Raw genomic sequence first — 18,178 nt, 5'->3', positions numbered from 1 at the left:
GCCTTGGCCCTGCCGGGGCGCGATGGCGGCGAGGAGCCCGTTGCGGCGGGCTTCATGGATGTGGCTGACGGCGGCGCAATACTGGCCTTTTGATATTTTCCTGGCAAGAGGCAGACAAGGCCGCCTCGCGGGGCGCTGCGGGCAACGGCTGAGTGACGCGTTCCAGGTGGTGATGCAAGGACTGGGAAAACCGCACCAGCGCCAGGTCCAGGTTGCTGATGGCGGTGTCCAGGGCAGCCACCTCCGCCCGTTTCTCGCAGGCCTGTTCCAGGGCGTCACAGGCGGTCAGCAGGCCGCTGGCCCGAACCATCAGCGCCGAGCCTTTGATCTTGTGGGCCAGCGCTACCAGGGCGGCAACATCGCCGGGGGTGATCATCCGCAGTTGGTGGCGATCGGTGTGGCAGCACTGCAGCAGGTTTTCCAGCATGCGCCGGGCAAACAGCGGTTCGCCACGGGTCAGGGTGCGCAAGGCTGCGATGCTGAAACTGTCGGCCCTGGGCAATGGCTTGAGCGTGGCCAGGTGCAGGTCCAGCAGGTCCAGGCCCAGGGGCTTGCACAGGCAGTCGTGCATGCCGGCGTCGAGCCCGCGCTGGAGCGTCTGCGGATCATGGCTGGCGCTGCAACCGATCAGGGTGACCGCCGGCTGTTGTTCGAACGCTTCGCTTTGACGTATCGCCTTGGCCAGCTGGTAGCCATCCATGGAGGGCATGTTGCAGTCGACGATCAGCAGGTCGAAGTCGCCCTCGCGCCATAGCTGGTAGGCCTGCGCCCCGTCCCAGGCACAGGTGACCCGGTGCCCGAGGTGTTCCAGTTGCCCCTGCAGCAACGACAGGCTGGCCGGGTGATCGTCCGCCAGCAGCACCACCAGTGGCAGTTGGGCGGCCGCTGGAATGGCCTTGGCATGCTCCGCGACGATCGCCTCGCGGCCGGGCAGGGTCAGCCTGACACGGGCCTCGCATCCCGGGCCGCTGCGGCCGTGCAGGCTCAGGCTACCGCCCATTTGCAGGCACAGTTGATGGCTGATGGGCAGGCCCAGGCCACTGCTGTCGCGGGGCGACTGGCTGCTCGGGTCCACCTGGGCGAAGGGCTGCAACAGGCGCTGGCGCTCGTGGGGGGGAATGCCGATGCCGCTATCGAGCACCTGCAACTGCAGGTCGAAGTGCCCGGCATGCGCCGCCGGCAGCAATTGCAACCTGACGTGGATCCTGCCTTGCTGGGTGAATTTCAGGGCATTGCTCAGCAGGTTGGTCAGGACCTGCTTGAAACGCAGGGCATCCACCAGCACCTGCGGCTCGGGAGCCGGCGCGTTGTACTCCAGGCTCAGTTGCAGGTGCTTGTGCCGCGCCAGGGCCTGGAACACGCCGAGCACCGTGTCGATACTGCCGCGCAGGTGGGTCCAGCTCGGGTTCAGTCGCAGTTGTCCCGATTCGATCCGGCTCATGTCCAGCAGGTCGCCGAGCAATTCTTGCAGGTCCGTGGCGGCATCTAGCGCCAGTTTCAGGGACGCGTGGTTGGGGGAGTGGGCTTCGGTGCGTCGCAGCACCAGTTCCAGGAGGCCGATGAAGGCGTGCAGTGGCGTACGGATTTCATGGCCGAGGTGGCCCAGGAACTGGCCTTTCAGGCGGTTGGCCTGTTCGGCCTGCTGCAGGCGGGCGTTCAGGCTTGCCACGCTCTGCTCCAGTGCCTGCAACTGATGCCGCCGTTGGCGCCGTTGCTGGTACAGCCGCAGCAGGCACAGCCCGGCACCGAGCGAGAGGACCAGCCAGGCGACGATAGCGAAAGGTTGCGGGGGCGCGATCATGGCCGGGTTACCCGGCGCGTCGGCGAGTTTGCCGGCATGGGTTTCATATCAATTCATTGCGCTTGGCCATATCCACCAGCTCGTTCATCGAGGTGGTCGCCAGTTTCTGCATGATGCGCTTCTTGTAAGTGCTGACGGTCTTGTTGCTGAGAAACATGCCAGCGGCAATTTCCTTGTTGGTCTGGCCCATGGCGAACAGTTGCAGGACCATCAGTTCCCGGTCGTTCAGCGAGTTGAACTGGGCCAGATCCAGCGTCTGCTCAAGACCGCTCTGCTCGACATGCAGGGCCAGGCTGGGGAAGTAGTTGTAGCCGCTGCAGATCGCCTTGACGGCGCTGAGCAACTCACTCAGGTCCTCCTGCTTGCAGACATAGCCGCTGGCCCCGGCGCGCATGCAGCGATTGGCGAACAGGATCGCCGATTGGGCGGTCAGGACCAGGGTCCGCACGGGGCTTGGCATGTTGCCAAAGCGTTCCAGAAGCTCCAGGCCATCCAGCTTGGGAATACAGATGTCGAGGATGATCAGGTCTGGTTCGCATTCCCTGACCATTTGCAGCGCATCGACGCCGTTATCGGTTTCGCCAACGATCAGATACCCCTCGTGCTCCAGCAAGATACGAATGGCCATGCGAATGACGGGATGGTCATCAATGATGAGTACTGAACCCATAGTGGTCTCCTGCCGGTCAATAGAAAGCCCGAACAGTAGCCCAGCTGGTAAGGGGAAAAAGTTGCGAAAGTGCTGAAAGACGCAATCTAAGACGGGTCTTACAAAGAATAAGGGGAGGGATTACAGGCAGTTGGCATAGAAGGGAAGTTGAAGAGGGCTCGCAGGCCATCGGGCCACGCCAGGCCGCCCTCCACAGAGGAGGGCGGCCATGACCTCATGGCGTTTGTTGATCGATGCCGGCTTGCAGCAGCTGGCTGTCACTGTGGCCGCCGACACGCAGCGGGCCGAGGTTGAACAGCTGGTCCTGGCTGGTCGCCTCGTCCTGTTTGCGGGTCAGTTCGCTACCGGCGCCCAGGGCCAGGTTGACCGGTGACTTGGACAGGTTGAGCCCGGCGTCGACGCGGTAGTCCGAGCCGGCCAGGGCGTTGCTGGTGACCTTGGAACCCCCCAGCTCGACTCGCCCTTCGCTGGCACCGATGCGGGCACCGGTGAGCCGGGTTTCGCCGCTGACCTGCAGGTTCACCCCTTGCCGGCCAGTGATGCCCGAGGCTTGTTGCACGCTGTCCTTGCCGGCGTGGCTGAAGCCCAGGTTCAAGGTCGGGGTGTAGGAGGTGGTGCCGCTCTTGTCGCCGAACAGCACCCCTTCAGCGGTGTTGGCCACCTTGCTGCCGGTGGTGTTCTTCTCGCTGACCGAGTAGCTGTCGCTGGTTTTCGGCCAGAAACGCTCTTTCAGGCTGGAGAAGCGATTGCCCACGGCGTCGGCCTTGTCGGCCAGGTAGTTCTTGGCTTTGTCCACGCCGTTGCCAAAGGCGCCGCGTGGCTCAGGGTTGACGTCGTAGCTGGCGCTGCGGCTGAGTTTTTCCCCCAGGCGCTCCTTGGCGTCGCTGGCCTTGGCGACCAGGCTGTCCTTGGCCGAGCCGAGTTTGTCGGCGCCCTTGTCGACGGCGTTTTCGAGTTTTTCCCGGTGCTTGTCGAAGCCCTTCTCGGCCTTGGCCTTCAGGTCGTCCTTGAGCGGGCCGGCCGGCTTGGCCAGCTTGTCCACCAGCCCCGGCTGGTTCTTCGCCACTTCCAGCTTGGCGTCGATATTGACCTGGGTGCTGCGCAGCCGGTCCTGGCGGCTTTCGACAGTGAGGTCGCCACCTATCGCCCCGTCGAGCCGTTGCGCGTCGATGTTGGCACCGGCCAGGTGCACGTTGCCGGCACTGTCGAGGGTCACCTGGTCAGCCTTGATCAGGCTGTTGTGCTGGGTGCTGCTCTGGCGCTGGTCGACGTCGATCTTGGCCCGGGCATTGATCCCGCGGTCGACTTTCGGCGAGTCGTGTTCACCGGCGTCGGCCAGGGTGGTCTTGCCCATGCTGCCACCGGCGCCCAGGGTCAGGCCCCAGTTGTTGTGGGCCTGGGTGGACTGCGCCGACTCCTGGAAGATGCCGCCCTGGGCCGCCTCCAGCACCACTTTGCCGGCGTCGATTCGCGTGCCCTGCAGGTGAATCGCGCTGTCGTCCGCGGCGGCGCTTTCCAGGCGGACCTGGCCCAGGCTGTAGACCTGGGCGCCGCGCTGGCTCTGGTCGTTTTCAGACACCCGGCCGATGTTGAAGTTGGCGCTGAGGTTGGCGCTCTTGCCGCTGCTTTGCTCGCTGCTGGTCTTGCTGCCACCGGCCGTGAGGCCGCCACCGAGGTTGCTGCCCTGGCTGTGGTGGGTGTCCACCGCGGCTTGCAGGTCGAGCTTGCCGCCGGCGTCCAGCGTGACGTCGCCGGTGGGGCGCGCGGCGTTGCCGATCTGCGTGCCTTGCAACGTCAGGTCGCCGGCGCTCTTGAGGTTGACCGGTCCCTGGCCCAGGATGCTGGCGACTCGCGCCTGGCTGTCCTGCTGTTCGAGGTTCTTGTGATCCAGTTGCAACCCGGCGCCGACGTTGAGGTTGGTGCCGCTGCTACCGGGCGTGGTGCCCAGGGTCAGCGAGGCGTCGCCGCGCAGGCTGGAGTCGCTGCTGCTCTGGCGGTCGTTGGCCTGATTCAGCGCCAGCTGGCCGCCGCTCTTGAGGTCGACGCCGCCCTGGCCGCCATTGAACTGGCTGCCTTCGAAGCGGGCATCGCCACCGACCTTGATGTCCACGCCCTGGCTGGCGGCGTAGCTGCCGACCTGGGCCTTCTCGCTGCTGCGGGAGACATTGCTGTTGCCACCGGCGCCACTGCCGCGGATGTTCAGGTCCTCACCGGTGTTGGTGTAGACCCGCACGCCAACCTTGGCGTCCACCGCCTGTTCGCTGCTGCTGTGGGTATCGCTGGCGGCACTGGCCAGCAGGCTGCCGGCGTCGATCTTCAGCGCGCCGTCGGTGGCGCGGTACTGGGTGCCCTGGTCCTTGAGTTGGCCGTCGGCCTTGACCGTGACCTGGGTGCCGCTCAACTGGCTGACCACGGCGGTGCTGGCGCTTTCGCTGCGCTGGCGGTTCTGGTGGCTGACGTCCACATCGAGCCCGACATTGGGCTGTTCCAGGGCATCGAGCACCCCAGGCTGGTGGAACTTGCGCTGGGCCACGCCCTGAATGGCTTTTTCGATGGGACGGGTGACGCCCTTGTATTCGACGTTGGCGCCCACATCCACCGCCCAGTTGTTCTCCTGGTGGCTGCTGCTTTCGCTGTTGCGCGCGGCCCGGTTGTCGATCTCGCCCGCCTTGACCTGCAGCGCGCCGCCGGCCTTGACCTGGGCACCTTCAGTGGTCAGGCGGTTGCCGGCGTTGATGCTCAGGTTGCCACTGGCGGCGATGTGGCTGGTTTGCGCGGTGCTCTTGTGGCTTGTGTCCTGGCTGCTGGTGTGGGCCACTTCCACGCCGTTGCCGGCGCGGTCCAGGCCGCCGGTGTAGTAGAAGCCGCCCCCTGTGGTGGTGGTGTCGCTGTGCTTGTCGGTGCTGTTGTCCGCCGCCAGCAACTGGACCTGCTTGCCGCTCAGGCTGGCATCGCCGGCCGTGGCCGCAAGCTCGCTGCCTTGCACCTTGAGGTCTTCGCCGGCAGTGACGGCCAGGGTGCCGCCAGTGAGGCTGGAGGCCTGTTGCCGGGTGCTGTCGCTGCTGTCGTTGCGCTGCTCATCCTGGTAGCGCACCCCGGCCCGGTACTGGCCGGTGCCCGGGGCGTTTTCCTTGGCGTAGGCGTCGAAGCCGCGTTTCTGGGTACTGCTGCTGTCGTGCTGGGTGTCTTCGGCTGCGACGACCTTGACCGTGCCCTTGGCGCTGGCGTCCAGCGCTCCCGTAGCGGCGACCTGGGAGCCGCTGATGGTCAGGTCCTCTGCACTTTGCAACTTGAGGTTGCTGTCCGAACGCAGCTGGCTGCCGACGGTGGTGCTGCCTTTGCTCTGCTGACGGCTCTCGTCCTTGGCGATGCCGAAGAACTTGCTGTCCTTGCTGTGATTGTTGCTGTGCGAGGTGTCCTGCACGCCGTCGATGGTCAGCGAGCCCTTGTTGCTGATGACGCTGGCCTCGGTGCGGCCCCGGGCCTGACTGCCGCTGATGCGCACGCTGTCGGCGCTCACGATCAGCTTGCCGTCGGCGTTGACCTTGCTGCCCTGGTTCTCGGTCTTGCCCTGGTCGCCGTCGGCGTTCTTGCCGAAGAAACCACCGCCCACCAGGTCGCCGGAGTAATGCTGGTTGCTCTGGCTCTGCTGGCGGCTGGTGCTGGTGATGTCGACGTCCTTGGCGGTCAGCTGGATATCGCGCCGGCTGTGCAGCTCGGCGCCTTCCAGGCGTAGCTTTTGCTGGCTTTCGAGTTCCAGTTGCTGGCCGCTCTTGAGCTGGCTGGTGACGCTGCGTTGCTGGCTGCTGGCGCTTTCCCAGTTTTCCTTCCACAGGTGCTTGCGGTGCTGGCCCTGGTCGCGTTGGGTCTGGGTTTCGGTGGCGGCGGTCAGTTGCAGGTCGCCGCCACTGTGGGCCTTGAGGTTATTGCCGGCCTCGACGCTGCTGCCGTGGATCTGCGTCGCGGCGCCGGATTTCAACTCGGCGTTGTGCTGGGCCAGCACCTTGCTGCCGTGCTGGCGCGTGTCGCTGTCGGTTTCGGTGCGGTCGTAGGTTTCCCAGGTGATACCGATGGTGCTCTTGTCCCATTGCTGGCGTTTTTCCTGGAGCTTGCGGCTTTCGACGCTGCTCAGGGTCAGGTTGCGTCCGGCATCGAGCTTGACGTTACGGCCGCTGACGTCGGTGGCCGCCAGGGTCAGGTCCTTGGCCCCGTGCAGTTCGATATCGCCCTGGCTGCGCACCCCGGCGCGGACCGCGTCGAGGCTGTTGTCCACGGCCTGGCCACGCAGGTCCAGGTCACCGGCGGAGCTCAGTTTGACCCCGTCGCGGCCGTCCACCTGGACGGCGCCGACGCGCACCCCGGCGCCTTCAGCGGTGCTGACGATATTGATCCGCCCGGCCTGCATGGCACCGAACAGGCTGGCGTCGATGCGCTGCTCCTGGGTGCGGCTCGCCGGGTCGACGTTGCGCACCTGGCCGCTGGGGTAGTCCAGCTGGTTGCGGCCGACGGTGACATTCAACTGGTCCCGGGCGCTGAGGGCGCCCTGGCTGTCGATGCGCGGGGCGATCAGGTTGATCGAACCCTCGGCGTTGCGCAGGCCGCCGCCGTGGACATCCAGCTGGCCCCGGGCATTCTGGGTGTTGAGCCCCTGCAGCTTGCCGTCCTGGAGTTCCGGGCGACCCACCACCAGGCTGGCGTTGGGGGTGTTGATGAAGCTGCCGCCATTGACCGAGATGCCATTGGGGTTGGCCAGCACGAAGTCGGCGGCGCGGCCGAAGATTTCCTGGGCGCCATTGAGTTGCGAGGCGTTGCGGCTGATCACTTCGTTGAGGATCACGCTGGCCGCCTGGCCGTGGAACTGCTGGTTGGCCGCCAGTTGCCCGGCCAGTTGCGACTGCCCGGCCTGCAAGGCGTTGTTCAGCACCACGCCCTGTTGCCCGACGTTGTAGTCGAGGAACTGGTTGTGGGACAGGCCGCCGGCATTGGGCGCGACGATGTTGACGATGGGCACGCCGCCCTGGTTCTGCAGCTGCGGGGTGCCGCCGGGGCCTTCGACCACGGTGATCCCGCCGGCCAGGGCCAGGGGGAGATGGGACGCCAGCAGCAAGCCGGCGATGGTCCAGCGCAAAGTGCCCTGGGGCGAAAGGTGGAACCTGTGAGTGTTGTCAGGCATGAGAACCTCGTTCTGATTGGGTGAGCCGGGCGTTGCTTTCTAAGGGGGCAACGGCGCGTGGTGCTCAGGTTCGTCGGGTGGTTCAGGCTAATTGGCGGTCGGGTCAAATCTGCAGGCTGAGCCTGGCCAGCCAGACTTCCGGTTCCGTTCGGAACCCCTCTGGCCGGTTGAGGCTGCGTTGGTAGTCCAGGTCCAGCTGGAGTGTCTTCCAGCTCAGGTTGAGGCCCACGCTGGCACCGCTCAGGTGCCGGCTCTGGGCCCCGTGCTCGGCCTTGATCCAGCCGTTGTCCAGGCCCAGGCGCGGGGTGAACTTGACCGGCAGCTCGCTGTTGAGCGGCAGGCGCAGGGTGTTGCGCCACACCGCGCCGATGGCGCCGGAGGCACTGTTGAGGCGGTAGCCGCGCACCGCCGAATCGTCGGTGCCCAGCAGTTGTTCGATGGCCGGCAGCGGGTCCGGGCTGTACTGCGCCGAGAGCTGGCTCTGCCACTGCCAGCGCTGCTCGCCCAGCTGGCCGTTGCGCCACTGGCTGAGGCCGGCGCGGTACTTGCGAAACTGCGCCTGGGGCAGGTTGCGCTGCACCTGTTGCGAGTCGCGGTCGGCACCGAACCAGGTCAGGCCCTGGGCGTAATTGACATCCAGGTTCCACACCGCGCTGTCGAGCCAGAACAGGTTGAGCCCGGCCTCGGCCACGGTCAGGGTCGGGCTCTGGATCTGCAGGTGGGCCTTTTGCAGGTAGCTGTCGACGTCCTTGTAGGCCAGTTGCAGGTTGGCGCTGAGCTGGTGGCTCTGGTCGCGCCACAGCACCCGGTCGGCCCGGCCGCTGACCATGTCGGTGCGGCCGCTGTTGTACAGGGTGGTGCGGGCCAGCTTCAGCGGCGCGCGGTATTCGGCGTGGCTGGCGAACAGGCTGTAGGTCCAGTAGCCGTAGGGCACCGAGTAGAACAGGCTGCTGCTGCGGCTGTAGCGCGGGCCGTGGTTGAGGGTGTCGCTGTAGTTCAGGTTCAGCGCGTCGTTGATCTGCAACGGGCTGTCGAGGTTGAGGTTGATCGACTGGCGGTCACGCCCGGTGCCGGCGCTGCCGAGGTTATCCACACCCAGGCCGAGGCCCCAGCGCGCGGCGCTGCTGCGTGAACGCAGGATGATCCGCGAGGCGCCGGGCTGGCTGCCGGGGGCGATGTCGGCGGTCAGGTCCAGGGAGCGCAGGCGGTTCAGTTGATCCAGGCCCTGTTCCAGGTCCCGCAGGTTCAGCGGCTTGCCGAGCATGCCGGGGAAGGCCCCACCCAGGGACACCGGCAGGCTCTGGTCGGCCAGTTCAATGGCTTCGACGTAGCCTTCCTCGACCAGGATATCCAGGCTGTGCCCGGCGGCCGGGGTGCTGGCCAGGTACGGGCGGCTGGCAATGTAGCCGGCCTCGACATAGAGGCGAGTGATGGCCGCGAGCAACTGGTTGATCTGATTGACCCCCATGCACGGCGCTACGTACGGCTTGATGTAGTCGTTGAGCCGGGTTTTGTCGAACAGGCTGACACCGCCGATGCGCGTGCCGCTCAGGGGCCAGCAACGCTCGTCGTTGGCAGGCTGCTGTGGCAGGGCGGGGCTGGCCGGGGTGCTGCTGAAGCTGCCGCGCTGCATCTGCCGCTGGCGCTGTTCCAGTTGCAATTGTTGCAGGTCGCGTTGCTGTTGCTGCTGCAGGCGCAGGGCTTCCTGGCCCGGTTGCAGGTTATCGGCCAGGGCCGGCGTCAGGTACGTCAGGCCCAGCAGCAGCCCCAGGCACCAGCCGCGGGTGTGGGGGAGAAGGGAGCGGTCAGTGCGTAATGAATAGGGCACTTGGCATCCTTACTGTAATAAGACGAAGTGACGGACAATCGGAAAGCCGGGTATCAGGCTCAACTAGTGGCGTCGCTTTTAGTTCTGCTCTGTGAACATTTCGTGCCTTTGATATCTATATCTCAGGCTCAGTGTTCAAGTGCGCGGGGTGACAGTTCCTGAGTCAGTGCTGGAGGGTTCAGTGCAAATTCAGGTATGACAAAAGGGTTGAGTGAGTTGCAGTGAAAACGTTACAGCGCAGCGCAAAATTAATTTTCCGGGGGGGCGGCTAGCGGGGGGATAGCTTGTTGAAATTGAGACTATCCGAAACCAAAAAGTCTATTTGTACGTAAATTGTAAATGCATAGAGGGCTAACGGAATTTGCCTGGCGGCCTTGATTGGCAAGGGGTGTGGCGCAGGCGGTGGATTCTTGAAGGTAGGATGTTTGGTTGAATGGCTAACTGAATGTTTAATTCTGTGAGCACAGGGATATATCTGGAGTTACCAATGACAAGTGTTCAAAGCTAGTTGCTCTTTTTGTTTGAGTACTTGCTCTAGTATTTTGAATGTTTGATTCGGTCGTGATGGCTAAGGGAATTCCTTAGATGTGCCGGTGAAAGAAAAGCCGATTAAGCCTTTGTGTTCGGTGGCAGCGGGAGTGGGATATTTCGAAATAGGGTCTGCTCTACGGCGATGCCCGGCATAGGGGAATCCCTTAGTTGCAGTTTGCATGTTGAGGGTCATATCAAGTGCCTGGCGCAGCGGCCAGGCACTTGCTGGGGAGCGGTTATTGCGGGCTCGAACGCCCGGTCATTTCCCGGGCCATTTCACTGGCGTAGCTGTCGGTCATGCCGGCGATGAAGTCGATCATGCGCAGGAACGAGGTGTGCAGCGGCCAGTTCGGGTCGGGCGCATTGTTGCCCAGCAGATCGAGAATCCGCCGGTTCTTGAACGACGGAGTCTTGCCGCCGTGTTGCTCCAGTGCCGCGCCGCAGAAGGAGTTCAGCAGGATCTCCAGGGTGGTGTAGGCGCCGATCTCGTGCAGGGTCTTGCGCTTGTCCTGGAAGATCTTGCGGCGTGCCACGTCCTTGGCATTCAGTACGCAGCGCTTGGCCGGGCCGTGCATGTGCTCCACCAGATCGCCGTGCAGGGTGCCGGCCAGCAGCGCATCCTGCTGCTCGACAAAAGCCCGGGCGGCGGCGTTGGTCAGGTGCTCGATGGCCTTGCCCCGCAGGATCGCCAGGCGCCGTCGGCGCGAATCGCTGGGGCCCAGCTGGCGATAGGTTTCCGGCAGGTCGTCGCCCACCAGCCCCAACAGCAGGGATTCGACTTCGGCGTACTCCAGCAGGTCCATCTCCAGCCCGTCTTCCAGGTCGATCAGGGCGTAGCAGATGTCGTCCGCGGCTTCCATCAGGTACACCAGCGGATGCCGGGCCCAGCGCTGGTCTTCCAGCTGCGGCAGGCCGAGCTTGTGGGCGATCTGTTCCAGCAGCGGCAGCTCGCTCTGGTAGCAGCCGAACTTGTGTTTCTTGTAGCCCAGGGAATCGGCGTGGCGCGCGGTCCAGGGGTACTTGAGGTAGGTGCCGAGGGTGGCGTAGGTGAGCCGGGTGCCGCCGTCGAACTGGTGATATTCGAGCTGGGTGAGGACCCGGAAACCCTGGGCATTGCCTTCGAAATTGAGGAAGTCCTGGCGTTCGGCCTCGCTCATCGCGTCCAGCCAGCCACGCCCGGCGGCCTGCTGGAACCAGTGGCGGATGGCGTCTTCGCCGGAATGGCCGAAGGGCGGGTTGCCGATGTCGTGGGCCAGGCAGGCCGACTGCACGATCATCCCCAGGTCGCTGGGTTCGCACCAGTCGGGCAGGGCGTCGCGCAGGGTTTCACCGACGCGCATGCCCAGGGAACGACCGACGCAACTGACTTCCAGGGAATGGGTCAGGCGCGTGTGGATATGGTCGTTGCTGGACACCGGGTGCACCTGGGTCTTGCGCCCCAGGCGGCGGAAGGCGCCGGAGAAGATGATGCGGTCATGGTCTTTATGGAAAGGGCTACGGCCGAGTTCTTCCGGGCTGTGCACTGGCTTTCCGAGGCGTTCGCGGTTGAGCAGGGTCTGCCAATCCAAGGCGGGGTCTCTCCGAAAAAAAACTGAAGGGCAGAGCTTCCGGGTTCCCGGGCGCCGCCGCAAGAGGCGCATGGCCTGCGCCCTGCCTTTTGGGGGCCGGGGTTACAGGCCGGCGGCGTCGATGTCGATCAGCAGCAGGCGCTGGCCATTGTCGAAGAATTGCCCGGCGGTCAGGCAGTACTGGTTGCTGGTGGCATCGCGATAGGTGTTGGACAGGGTCAGGCGCCGCTCCTCCCAGCCTTCGGCCAGCAGGTGGTAGAAGTACGGGCGCCACGACCAGTTGTGGCCGACGTAGCTGCTGTCGGCCTGCCACCGGTTGTGCCGCCACTCCAGGTTCGGCGTCAGTTGGGTGCCGTGGCGGTCGCACTGGTAGAAACGCAGCAGCCAGGGGAAGGTGTCGACCCGGGGCAATTGGCTGATGGGCGCCTGGGCCTGGGCCCAGGCTTGCAGCAGGTTCATCAGTTCTGCCAGTTGCAGGCGCATGCCCATCAGGCGGGTGCGCTCGGCCAGTTTGTGCCGCACGTAGCGTTCGCGCAGGCGGGCGAAGGGCTGGACGAAGGCATCGCTGGCGAACAGTTGTTCTTCGGCCCGGGCAAACAGGAAGCCCTGGACGTACCGCGAGCCGCACTCCAGGGCGAAATCCAGCTCGGCTTCGGTTTCCACCCCTTCGGCAATGATCCAGCAGCCGGTCTTTTCCGCCATCTGCGCCAGGGCCTTGACCACGTCGCTGCTGGGGCCGCCACGGGCCGCGGCCTGGAACAGGCGCATGTCGAGCTTGAGGATGTCTGGTTGCAGGGCCAGCACCCGGTCGAGCTGCGAGTAGCCGGCGCCGAAGTCGTCGATGGCGATCCGCGCCCCGGCCTGGCGGTAGCGCGCCACCACTTCGCTGAGGCGCTGGCTGTCGCCTCCCAGCTCGGTGATCTCGAAGACGATGCGCCGCGGGTCGACGCCGTTGCGCTGGATCTGCTTGAGGCTCGGCAGGGGCTGCCCGGGCCGCAGCCGGCTGATCCAGCGCGGGGAAATATTGAGGCTCAGGAACCAGTCCGCCGGGGCCTCGTGCAGGCGCCGCAAGGCGTCGTCGCGGACCTGGCGATCAAGGCGCCGCAACGCGCTGGAGGGCGTACGCGGATCGGCGAACAACGGCCCCACCGACGCCAGCTGGCCATTGCCCTGGCGCAGTCGCCCCAGGGCTTCGACCCCGGCGATGCGTCCTGTGGCGGTATCGATGAATGGCTGGAAGCAGGCGAGCGGTTGCCCGTCGATCACAGGGCCTCCTTATAGGCGTCTGGGTGGAGTGGGGCCGTGGCCGATGGATAGGCGGCCGCGAGCCGGCCCCTGGGTCAGGGGCCGATCCGGGTTGCTTAGCAAGAATGCAGCCAGTTACGGCCGTTCAGGATTTACGCGAAGAGCCTTGCAGCACCAGCTTGATCAGCGGCAGCAGCGTGGTACCCAGGCGCACCAGGCGCGAGAGGCTGCTGGCCCCGCCGTTCTTGGCGCCCTTGCCGGTGATAAAGCCCAGGAGGGTGACCACCGCCACGCCCCAGAGTGGGGCGTGCTTGATGCCCAGGCCTGACTGCCAGCTCTGCCCCAGGCTGCGAACCCGTTGCAGGGGCTGCAACAGTTGCTGGGATTCGTGGCGGATTTCCTGGCGGTGCATTTCCATGCGCAGGCGGATCAGCATCTTGCGCATTTCCCGGCGTGAAGTGTTCTGCGGGACTTCAGGCAGTTTCATGGCAGCAGGCGCTCCCGATCATTGGCCAGCTCTTCGAGGGTGGCGTGGAAGGGCGAGGACTCGTCGTAGATCGCTGCCTTGAGGCGCAAGCCGCAGAACATTGCCGCCAGGGTGTAGAACACGCACAGGCCGATGATCCCGGCCAGGCGATAGCTGTCCCACAACAGGATCAGCACCAGGGCCGACAGCCCCACCAGCAACAGCAGGGCAAATACCAGGGCCAGCCCGGCGAACAGCAGCAGGCTCACGGTGCGTGCTTTCTGCTCCTGCAATTCGATGCCAAACAGCTCGACATGACTGTGCAACAGCCCCAGCACCGCGGCCCCCAGGCGCCGCGAGGACGCGCTCGGGCCGCTGCCGGACGAGGTGGATTCATCCATAGCCATATCAGCGCCGTGTTGCCAGGAGGCCGATCAGGAAACCCACGCCGGCGGCGATCCCGACCGATTGCCAAGGGTTGCTCTGCACATAGTCTTCGGCCGCGGTGACCGCGGCCTGGCCACGTTGGCGCAGGGAGTCCTCGGTCAGCTGCAGGGTTTCCCGGGCCTTGAGCAGGCTGTCGTGGATCTGTTCGCGCAACTCATCGGCCTGGTCGCCGGCCAGGGTTGCGGTGTGTTCCAGCAGACGCTCCGTGTCACTGACCAGTGCCTGAAAATCCGCCATCAGTACTTCTTGAGCCGTCTTTGCCGTTTTGCTGGCCATGGTTCCATCTCCGTTAGTTGCGTGTGTGAGCTATGAGTGTGAGCCCAGGATGAAGGTTCACTGCAATTGTCTGGTACAGCTTTTGCTTTGTCCTGGTGCGCCAGGCCCCCGGCCTGCGCCGAAAACGAGCGAGGGTAGCGCTGTAGCCCGCGTCAACCCTGGCCAAAAAAAACCTAACCCCAGGTCAGTCATTTCCCCGTGGCTTGTCGTGCCGTCCCTGGTGCGCCAAAACGGTTCACCGAATGCGCGCGACGGCACGCTCGGGAGCCAACTTGGTGCAAGGCGTGGACGCATTGCCAGGCAATGACCGACCGATTTCGGATCTGCCTACTCCATGGAAAATCTGCAAAGCGCTGTGGACACCCTGGTCCACGGTTCCAACACCCTGTTCATCCTGATCGGGGCGGTCATGGTCCTGGCCATGCACGCCGGTTTTGCCTTCCTCGAAGTCGGCACGGTCCGACAGAAGAACCAGGTCAATGCGCTGTCGAAAATCCTCAGTGACTTCGCCGTCTCGACCCTGGCCTATTTCTTTATAGGCTATTGGATCTCCTACGGCGTGAGCTTCCTGCAACCGGCAGCGGTGATCAGCGCCGATCACGGCTACGGCCTGGTGAAGTTCTTCTTCCTCCTGACCTTCGCCGCGGCGATCCCGGCGATTATCTCCGGTGGCATCGCCGAGCGCGCGCGTTTTGTTCCGCAATTGTGCGCCACGGTGCTGATCGTGGCCTTCGTCTACCCGTTTTTCGAGGGGCTGGTGTGGAACGGCAACTTCGGGGTGCAAGCCTGGTTGCAGCAGCGCTTTGGTGCCAGCTTCCATGATTTTGCCGGCTCGGTGGTGGTACACGCCATGGGCGGCTGGCTGGCGCTGGCGGCGGTGTTGCTGCTGGGGCCGCGCAACGGCCGCTACCGCGACGGCAAGCTGGTGGCGTTCGCGCCGTCAAGCATTCCGTTTCTGGCCCTGGGTTCGTGGATCCTGATTGTCGGCTGGTTCGGTTTCAACGTGATGAGCGCCCAGACCTTGCAGGGCGTCAGCGGGCTGGTGGCGGTGAACTCGCTGATGGCCATGGTCGGTGGCACGGTCGCGGCGTTGATTGTCGGCCGCAACGACCCGGGCTTCCTGCATAACGGACCGCTGGCGGGGCTGGTGGCGATCTGCGCCGGCTCGGACCTGATGCACCCAGTGGGCGCCCTGGCCACCGGAGCGATTGCCGGTGCGCTGTTCGTCTGGTGCTTTATCGCTGCGCAAAGCCGCTGGAAGATCGACGACGTGCTCGGGGTCTGGCCGCTGCATGGCCTGTGCGGCGTGTGGGGCGGCATCGCCTGCGGGATCTTTGGCCAGAGCGCCCTGGGCGGGTTGGGCGGGGTCAGCCTGGTCAGCCAGTTGGTCGGCACCGGCCTTGGGGTGCTGGTGGCATTGCTGGGCGGTTTTGCCGTGTATGGCCTGATCAAGGCCGCTTGCGGGCTGCGCCTGACCCAGGAGCAGGAGTACTACGGCGCCGACCTGTCGTTGCACAAGATCGGCGCGGTGAGCCAGGACTGAAGCCGCGGTCCCTGCCTGGCAGGCCCTGGGGGTGTGCCGTGCAGGGCGCTGGCGGGGCGTTTTCAACCGGCTTGCAGGTGAGCTTCGCAGGCTTCGATGGCGGCCTGCGGGCCGGATATCAGCACCCGGTCGCCGGCTTGCAGGCACGGGCTCGGGTTCAACGGCAGGTCGTTGCCATTGCGCTGCACCCCACGTACATCGACGCCCAGCGTCTCCAGGTGCAGTTCGTGCAACGGCTGGTTGCAGGCGTGGGCACCGGCGTCGAGTTTCACCACGTGCAGTTGCACGGCGGGGGGCTCGCGGTTGTCCTGAGTCGTGCTTTGAGCGCCGTGGTAGAAGCCGTGCAGCAGCCGATAGCGGCTGTGGCGCACTTCATCGACGGTGCGCTGCACCCGCTGTTCCGGCAGGCCGAGCATGATCAATGCGTGGGAGGCGAGCATCAGGCTCGACTCCAGCAGTTCGGGCACCACTTCGTTGGCGCCGGCGGCCTTGAGTTCCGCCAGCTGGCTGTCGTCACGGGTCCGCACCAGGATCGGCACCGTGCTGTCCAGGCGGCGCGCAGCCTTGAGCACCGTCAGCGCGATATCGGTCTGATCCACCGCAATCACCAGCAACCGTGCCCGTCCCAGGCCTACAGCGGCCAGCAGGTCGCCACGCCGGCAGTCACCGTAATGCACGCAGCTTTCACCCGCGGACGCTTCCTGGACCCGCACCGGGTCATCGTCCAGGGCGATGTAGCGCAGTTGTTCGTGGCGCAGGAAGCGGCCGATGGACTGGCCGACCCGGCCATAACCGCAAATCAGTACATGGCCCTGCAATTGGGCGTTCTGCGCGCTGATTTCCTCCAGCTGCGCGGCCTGGTTGGGCTTGCGGTGCAAGCGCGCGGTGACGAGCGGAGCGGCTCGCAGCAGCAGCGGGGTCACCAGCATCGAACAGAAGGTGGCGGCCAGCAGCAGGCTGCTGATGTCGGGCGGAATCATCTGGCTCAGTTGCATCTGCGCCATCAGCGCGAAGCAGAATTCGCCGCCCTGGGCCAGGGCCAGGCCGCTGCGCCAGGCGGTCTCGCCGTCACTGCCGCGCAGCTTGAGCAAGGCCGCCACCACCGAGCCCTTGATCAGCAGCAGGGCCAGGGTCAGGCCCGTGATCAGCAGTGCGTGGTCGATGAACAGTTGCAGGTCGATCAGCATGCCGATGCTGACGAAGAACAGCCCCAGGAGAATGTCGCGGAACGGGCGGATGTCGGCTTCGATCTGGTGCCGGTAATGGCTTTCCCCCAGCAGCATGCCAGCGAGAAAGGCCCCCAGCGCCGGCGACAGGCCCAGCAAGTGGGTGAGCCAGGCGGTGAGCAGGACGATCACCAGGGCCAGCAGCACGAACAGCTCGGCGGAGTGCGAGGCAGCGACTTCGTGGAACAGCCGGGGCAACAGCCAGCGGCTGGCCAGCAGCAGACCGACGAACAGCACCACGGTCTTGCCCAGGGTCGCCGGCAGGGCCCAGTACCAGGCGTGTTCACTGCTACCGGCGAAGACCGGCACCAGGGTCAGCAACAGCACCGCCACCACGTCCTGGAACAGCAGCACGCCGATGGCGTTCTGCCCGTGGCTGCTGAAGATTTCGCCGAGGCTGGTCAGCTCCTTGCTGACAATCGCGGTGGAGGACAAGGCCAGCCCGGTGCCGAGCATCAGCGCCGCGGTCAGGGGCATGCCGAACAGCGCCAGGAGCACGCCGAGAATCAGCCCGGTGCACAGCACCTGCAGGCTGCCCAGGCCAAACACCACATGGCGCAGGGCGAGCATCTTCGACAGGGAAAACTCCAGCCCCAGGGAGAACAGCAGGAACACCACCCCCAGCTCCGCCAGGTCTGGCAGGTCCTCACTGTCGTTGACCCAGTCCAGCGCGGTGGGGCCGACCATCAGGCCCACCGACAGGTAGCCCAGCACCGGAGGCAGGCTCAGGCGTCGGAACAGCGCGATAACCACCAGTGACGAAGCAAGAATGATCAGCAGATTGGCAAACAACGGACATCTCCGGACAAGGGGCGGGCAGGGCAAAGCCTAGAGGCAAAAAAGGCGCGAGGATTACCCGAGCGGCGGAAAGTGACGCTGATTCAGGTCATTCTTTATCGAGAATGCCTCATATTCATGAGCCTTCGCCCTGTTCAGAAACGGTCGACAAGCCCTGTGCCCGGGCGGCGGGGTTGTCCACGGGACCCTGCCGCCGGGTTCGTTTCATTCTCTGAGTGCAGTTGGTCGACGGCTTTTTCTCTCGGGCCTAGAATAGGCACCTGTTCCTTTTTGGTTGCCCAGTCATGCCCCCTGAATGCCAATTGTTCGGCACCCTTGGTTGCCATCTGTGCGAACTCGCCGAGGCCGAGCTGATGCCCCTGGTGGAACACGGCCTGATGGTCGAGCTGGTGGATATCGCCGACAGCCAGCCACTGTTCGAAAGCTACGGCTTGCGCATTCCGGTGCTGCGCCGGGTGGACACCGGCGCCGAGCTGGGCTGGCCCTTCGATGCCGAGCAAGTGGTGGCTTTCCTGCGTTGAGTCCCGTTCCTCTGCGACGTGGCTTACGCTCGTCGCTTGTCGATTGAATTCATTGGCGAGATCCTTCGATTGGTTTACTGTATGC

General features: G+C 64.9%; 12 protein-coding genes. 2 read left to right on the top strand and 10 right to left on the bottom strand.

The annotated features are described in order from the left end of the window. Positions 1 to 52 precede the first annotated feature (52 nt). The 9 genes from LXM55_RS08745 to LXM55_RS08705 all read right to left on the bottom strand — a co-directional run bounded on the left by LXM55_RS08745 (position 53) and on the right by LXM55_RS08705 (position 14,005). Entirely contained in the window at positions 53 to 1,801 is a 1,749-nt protein-coding gene (locus LXM55_RS08745; RefSeq protein ID WP_233320034.1) for an ATP-binding response regulator, read from the bottom strand. A gap of 43 nt (positions 1,802 to 1,844) precedes the next feature. Further along, complete coding sequence (locus tag LXM55_RS08740; RefSeq protein WP_233320033.1) at positions 1,845 to 2,471, bottom strand: response regulator transcription factor; 627 nt, start codon at positions 2,469 to 2,471, stop codon at positions 1,845 to 1,847. Between the two features lie 214 nt (positions 2,472 to 2,685). Beyond that, the gene (locus tag LXM55_RS08735) at positions 2,686 to 7,644 is read right to left on the bottom strand and encodes a hemagglutinin repeat-containing protein (RefSeq protein WP_233320032.1); all 4,959 of its coding nucleotides are present in this window, start codon (positions 7,642 to 7,644) and stop codon (positions 2,686 to 2,688) included. 103 nt (positions 7,645 to 7,747) lie between these two features. Further along, positions 7,748 to 9,472 (bottom strand): ShlB/FhaC/HecB family hemolysin secretion/activation protein, encoded by a 1,725-nt coding sequence (locus LXM55_RS08730; protein WP_442799747.1) that lies wholly within the window; start codon positions 9,470 to 9,472, stop codon positions 7,748 to 7,750. 767 nt (positions 9,473 to 10,239) lie between these two features. Next, complete coding sequence (locus LXM55_RS08725) at positions 10,240 to 11,571, bottom strand: deoxyguanosinetriphosphate triphosphohydrolase (RefSeq protein WP_233320031.1); 1,332 nt, start codon at positions 11,569 to 11,571, stop codon at positions 10,240 to 10,242. Between the two features lie 102 nt (positions 11,572 to 11,673). Beyond that, positions 11,674 to 12,837 carry an EAL domain-containing protein gene (locus LXM55_RS08720; RefSeq protein WP_233320030.1) on the bottom strand — a complete coding sequence of 388 codons (1,164 nt, stop codon included), beginning with the start codon at positions 12,835 to 12,837 and terminating at the stop codon, positions 11,674 to 11,676. 124 nt (positions 12,838 to 12,961) lie between these two features. Then, entirely contained in the window at positions 12,962 to 13,303 is a 342-nt protein-coding gene (locus LXM55_RS08715; protein WP_233320029.1) for a hypothetical protein, read from the bottom strand. Then, a complete protein-coding gene (locus LXM55_RS08710) occupies positions 13,300 to 13,689 on the bottom strand; it encodes a phage holin family protein (RefSeq protein ID WP_233320028.1) in 390 nt (129 codons plus the stop codon). The genes LXM55_RS08715 and LXM55_RS08710 overlap by 4 nt, the downstream gene beginning before the upstream one ends. A gap of 1 nt (position 13,690) precedes the next feature. Then, positions 13,691 to 14,005, bottom strand: a complete 315-nt coding sequence (locus LXM55_RS08705; protein ID WP_011062506.1) for a DUF883 family protein — start codon at positions 14,003 to 14,005, stop codon at positions 13,691 to 13,693. Positions 14,006 to 14,339: 334 nt separating this feature from the next. Here LXM55_RS08705 and LXM55_RS08700 point away from each other — a divergent pair, with 334 nt between their 5' ends. Next, positions 14,340 to 15,548: an ammonium transporter gene (locus tag LXM55_RS08700; RefSeq protein ID WP_233320027.1), complete on the top strand. Its 1,209-nt coding sequence runs from the start codon at positions 14,340 to 14,342 to the stop codon at positions 15,546 to 15,548. A 62-nt stretch (positions 15,549 to 15,610) separates the two neighbouring features. Here the strand turns inward: LXM55_RS08700 and LXM55_RS08695 are convergent, their stop codons facing one another. Next, a complete protein-coding gene (locus tag LXM55_RS08695; protein ID WP_233320026.1) occupies positions 15,611 to 17,566 on the bottom strand; it encodes a monovalent cation:proton antiporter family protein in 1,956 nt (651 codons plus the stop codon). Between the two features lie 290 nt (positions 17,567 to 17,856). Here LXM55_RS08695 and LXM55_RS08690 point away from each other — a divergent pair, with 290 nt between their 5' ends. Next, positions 17,857 to 18,093, top strand: coding sequence for a glutaredoxin family protein (locus tag LXM55_RS08690; RefSeq protein ID WP_233320025.1), 237 nt, complete (start codon positions 17,857 to 17,859; stop codon positions 18,091 to 18,093). Positions 18,094 to 18,178 lie beyond the last annotated feature (85 nt).

Source organism: Pseudomonas sp. Au-Pse12 (genome assembly GCF_021341665.1).
Taxonomy (GTDB): Bacteria; Pseudomonadota; Gammaproteobacteria; order Pseudomonadales; family Pseudomonadaceae; genus Aquipseudomonas.
This window is presented reverse-complemented; position numbering and strand designations above follow the sequence as displayed.

Excerpts from the sequence above, each read along its gene's own strand:
- LXM55_RS08740 (WP_233320033.1), bottom strand. The coding sequence starts at position 2,471 with ATGGGTTCAGTACTCATCATTGATGACCATCCCGTCATTCGCATGGCC.
- LXM55_RS08705 (WP_011062506.1), bottom strand. The coding sequence starts at position 14,005 with ATGGCCAGCAAAACGGCAAAGACGGCTCAAGAAGTACTGATGGCGGAT.
- LXM55_RS08715 (WP_233320029.1), bottom strand. The coding sequence starts at position 13,303 with ATGAAACTGCCTGAAGTCCCGCAGAACACTTCACGCCGGGAAATGCGC.
- LXM55_RS08710 (WP_233320028.1), bottom strand. The coding sequence starts at position 13,689 with ATGGCTATGGATGAATCCACCTCGTCCGGCAGCGGCCCGAGCGCGTCC.
- LXM55_RS08700 (WP_233320027.1), top strand. The coding sequence starts at position 14,340 with ATGGAAAATCTGCAAAGCGCTGTGGACACCCTGGTCCACGGTTCCAAC.
- LXM55_RS08745 (WP_233320034.1), bottom strand. The coding sequence starts at position 1,801 with ATGATCGCGCCCCCGCAACCTTTCGCTATCGTCGCCTGGCTGGTCCTC.
- LXM55_RS08690 (WP_233320025.1), top strand. The coding sequence starts at position 17,857 with ATGCCCCCTGAATGCCAATTGTTCGGCACCCTTGGTTGCCATCTGTGC.
- LXM55_RS08735 (WP_233320032.1), bottom strand. The coding sequence starts at position 7,644 with ATGCCTGACAACACTCACAGGTTCCACCTTTCGCCCCAGGGCACTTTG.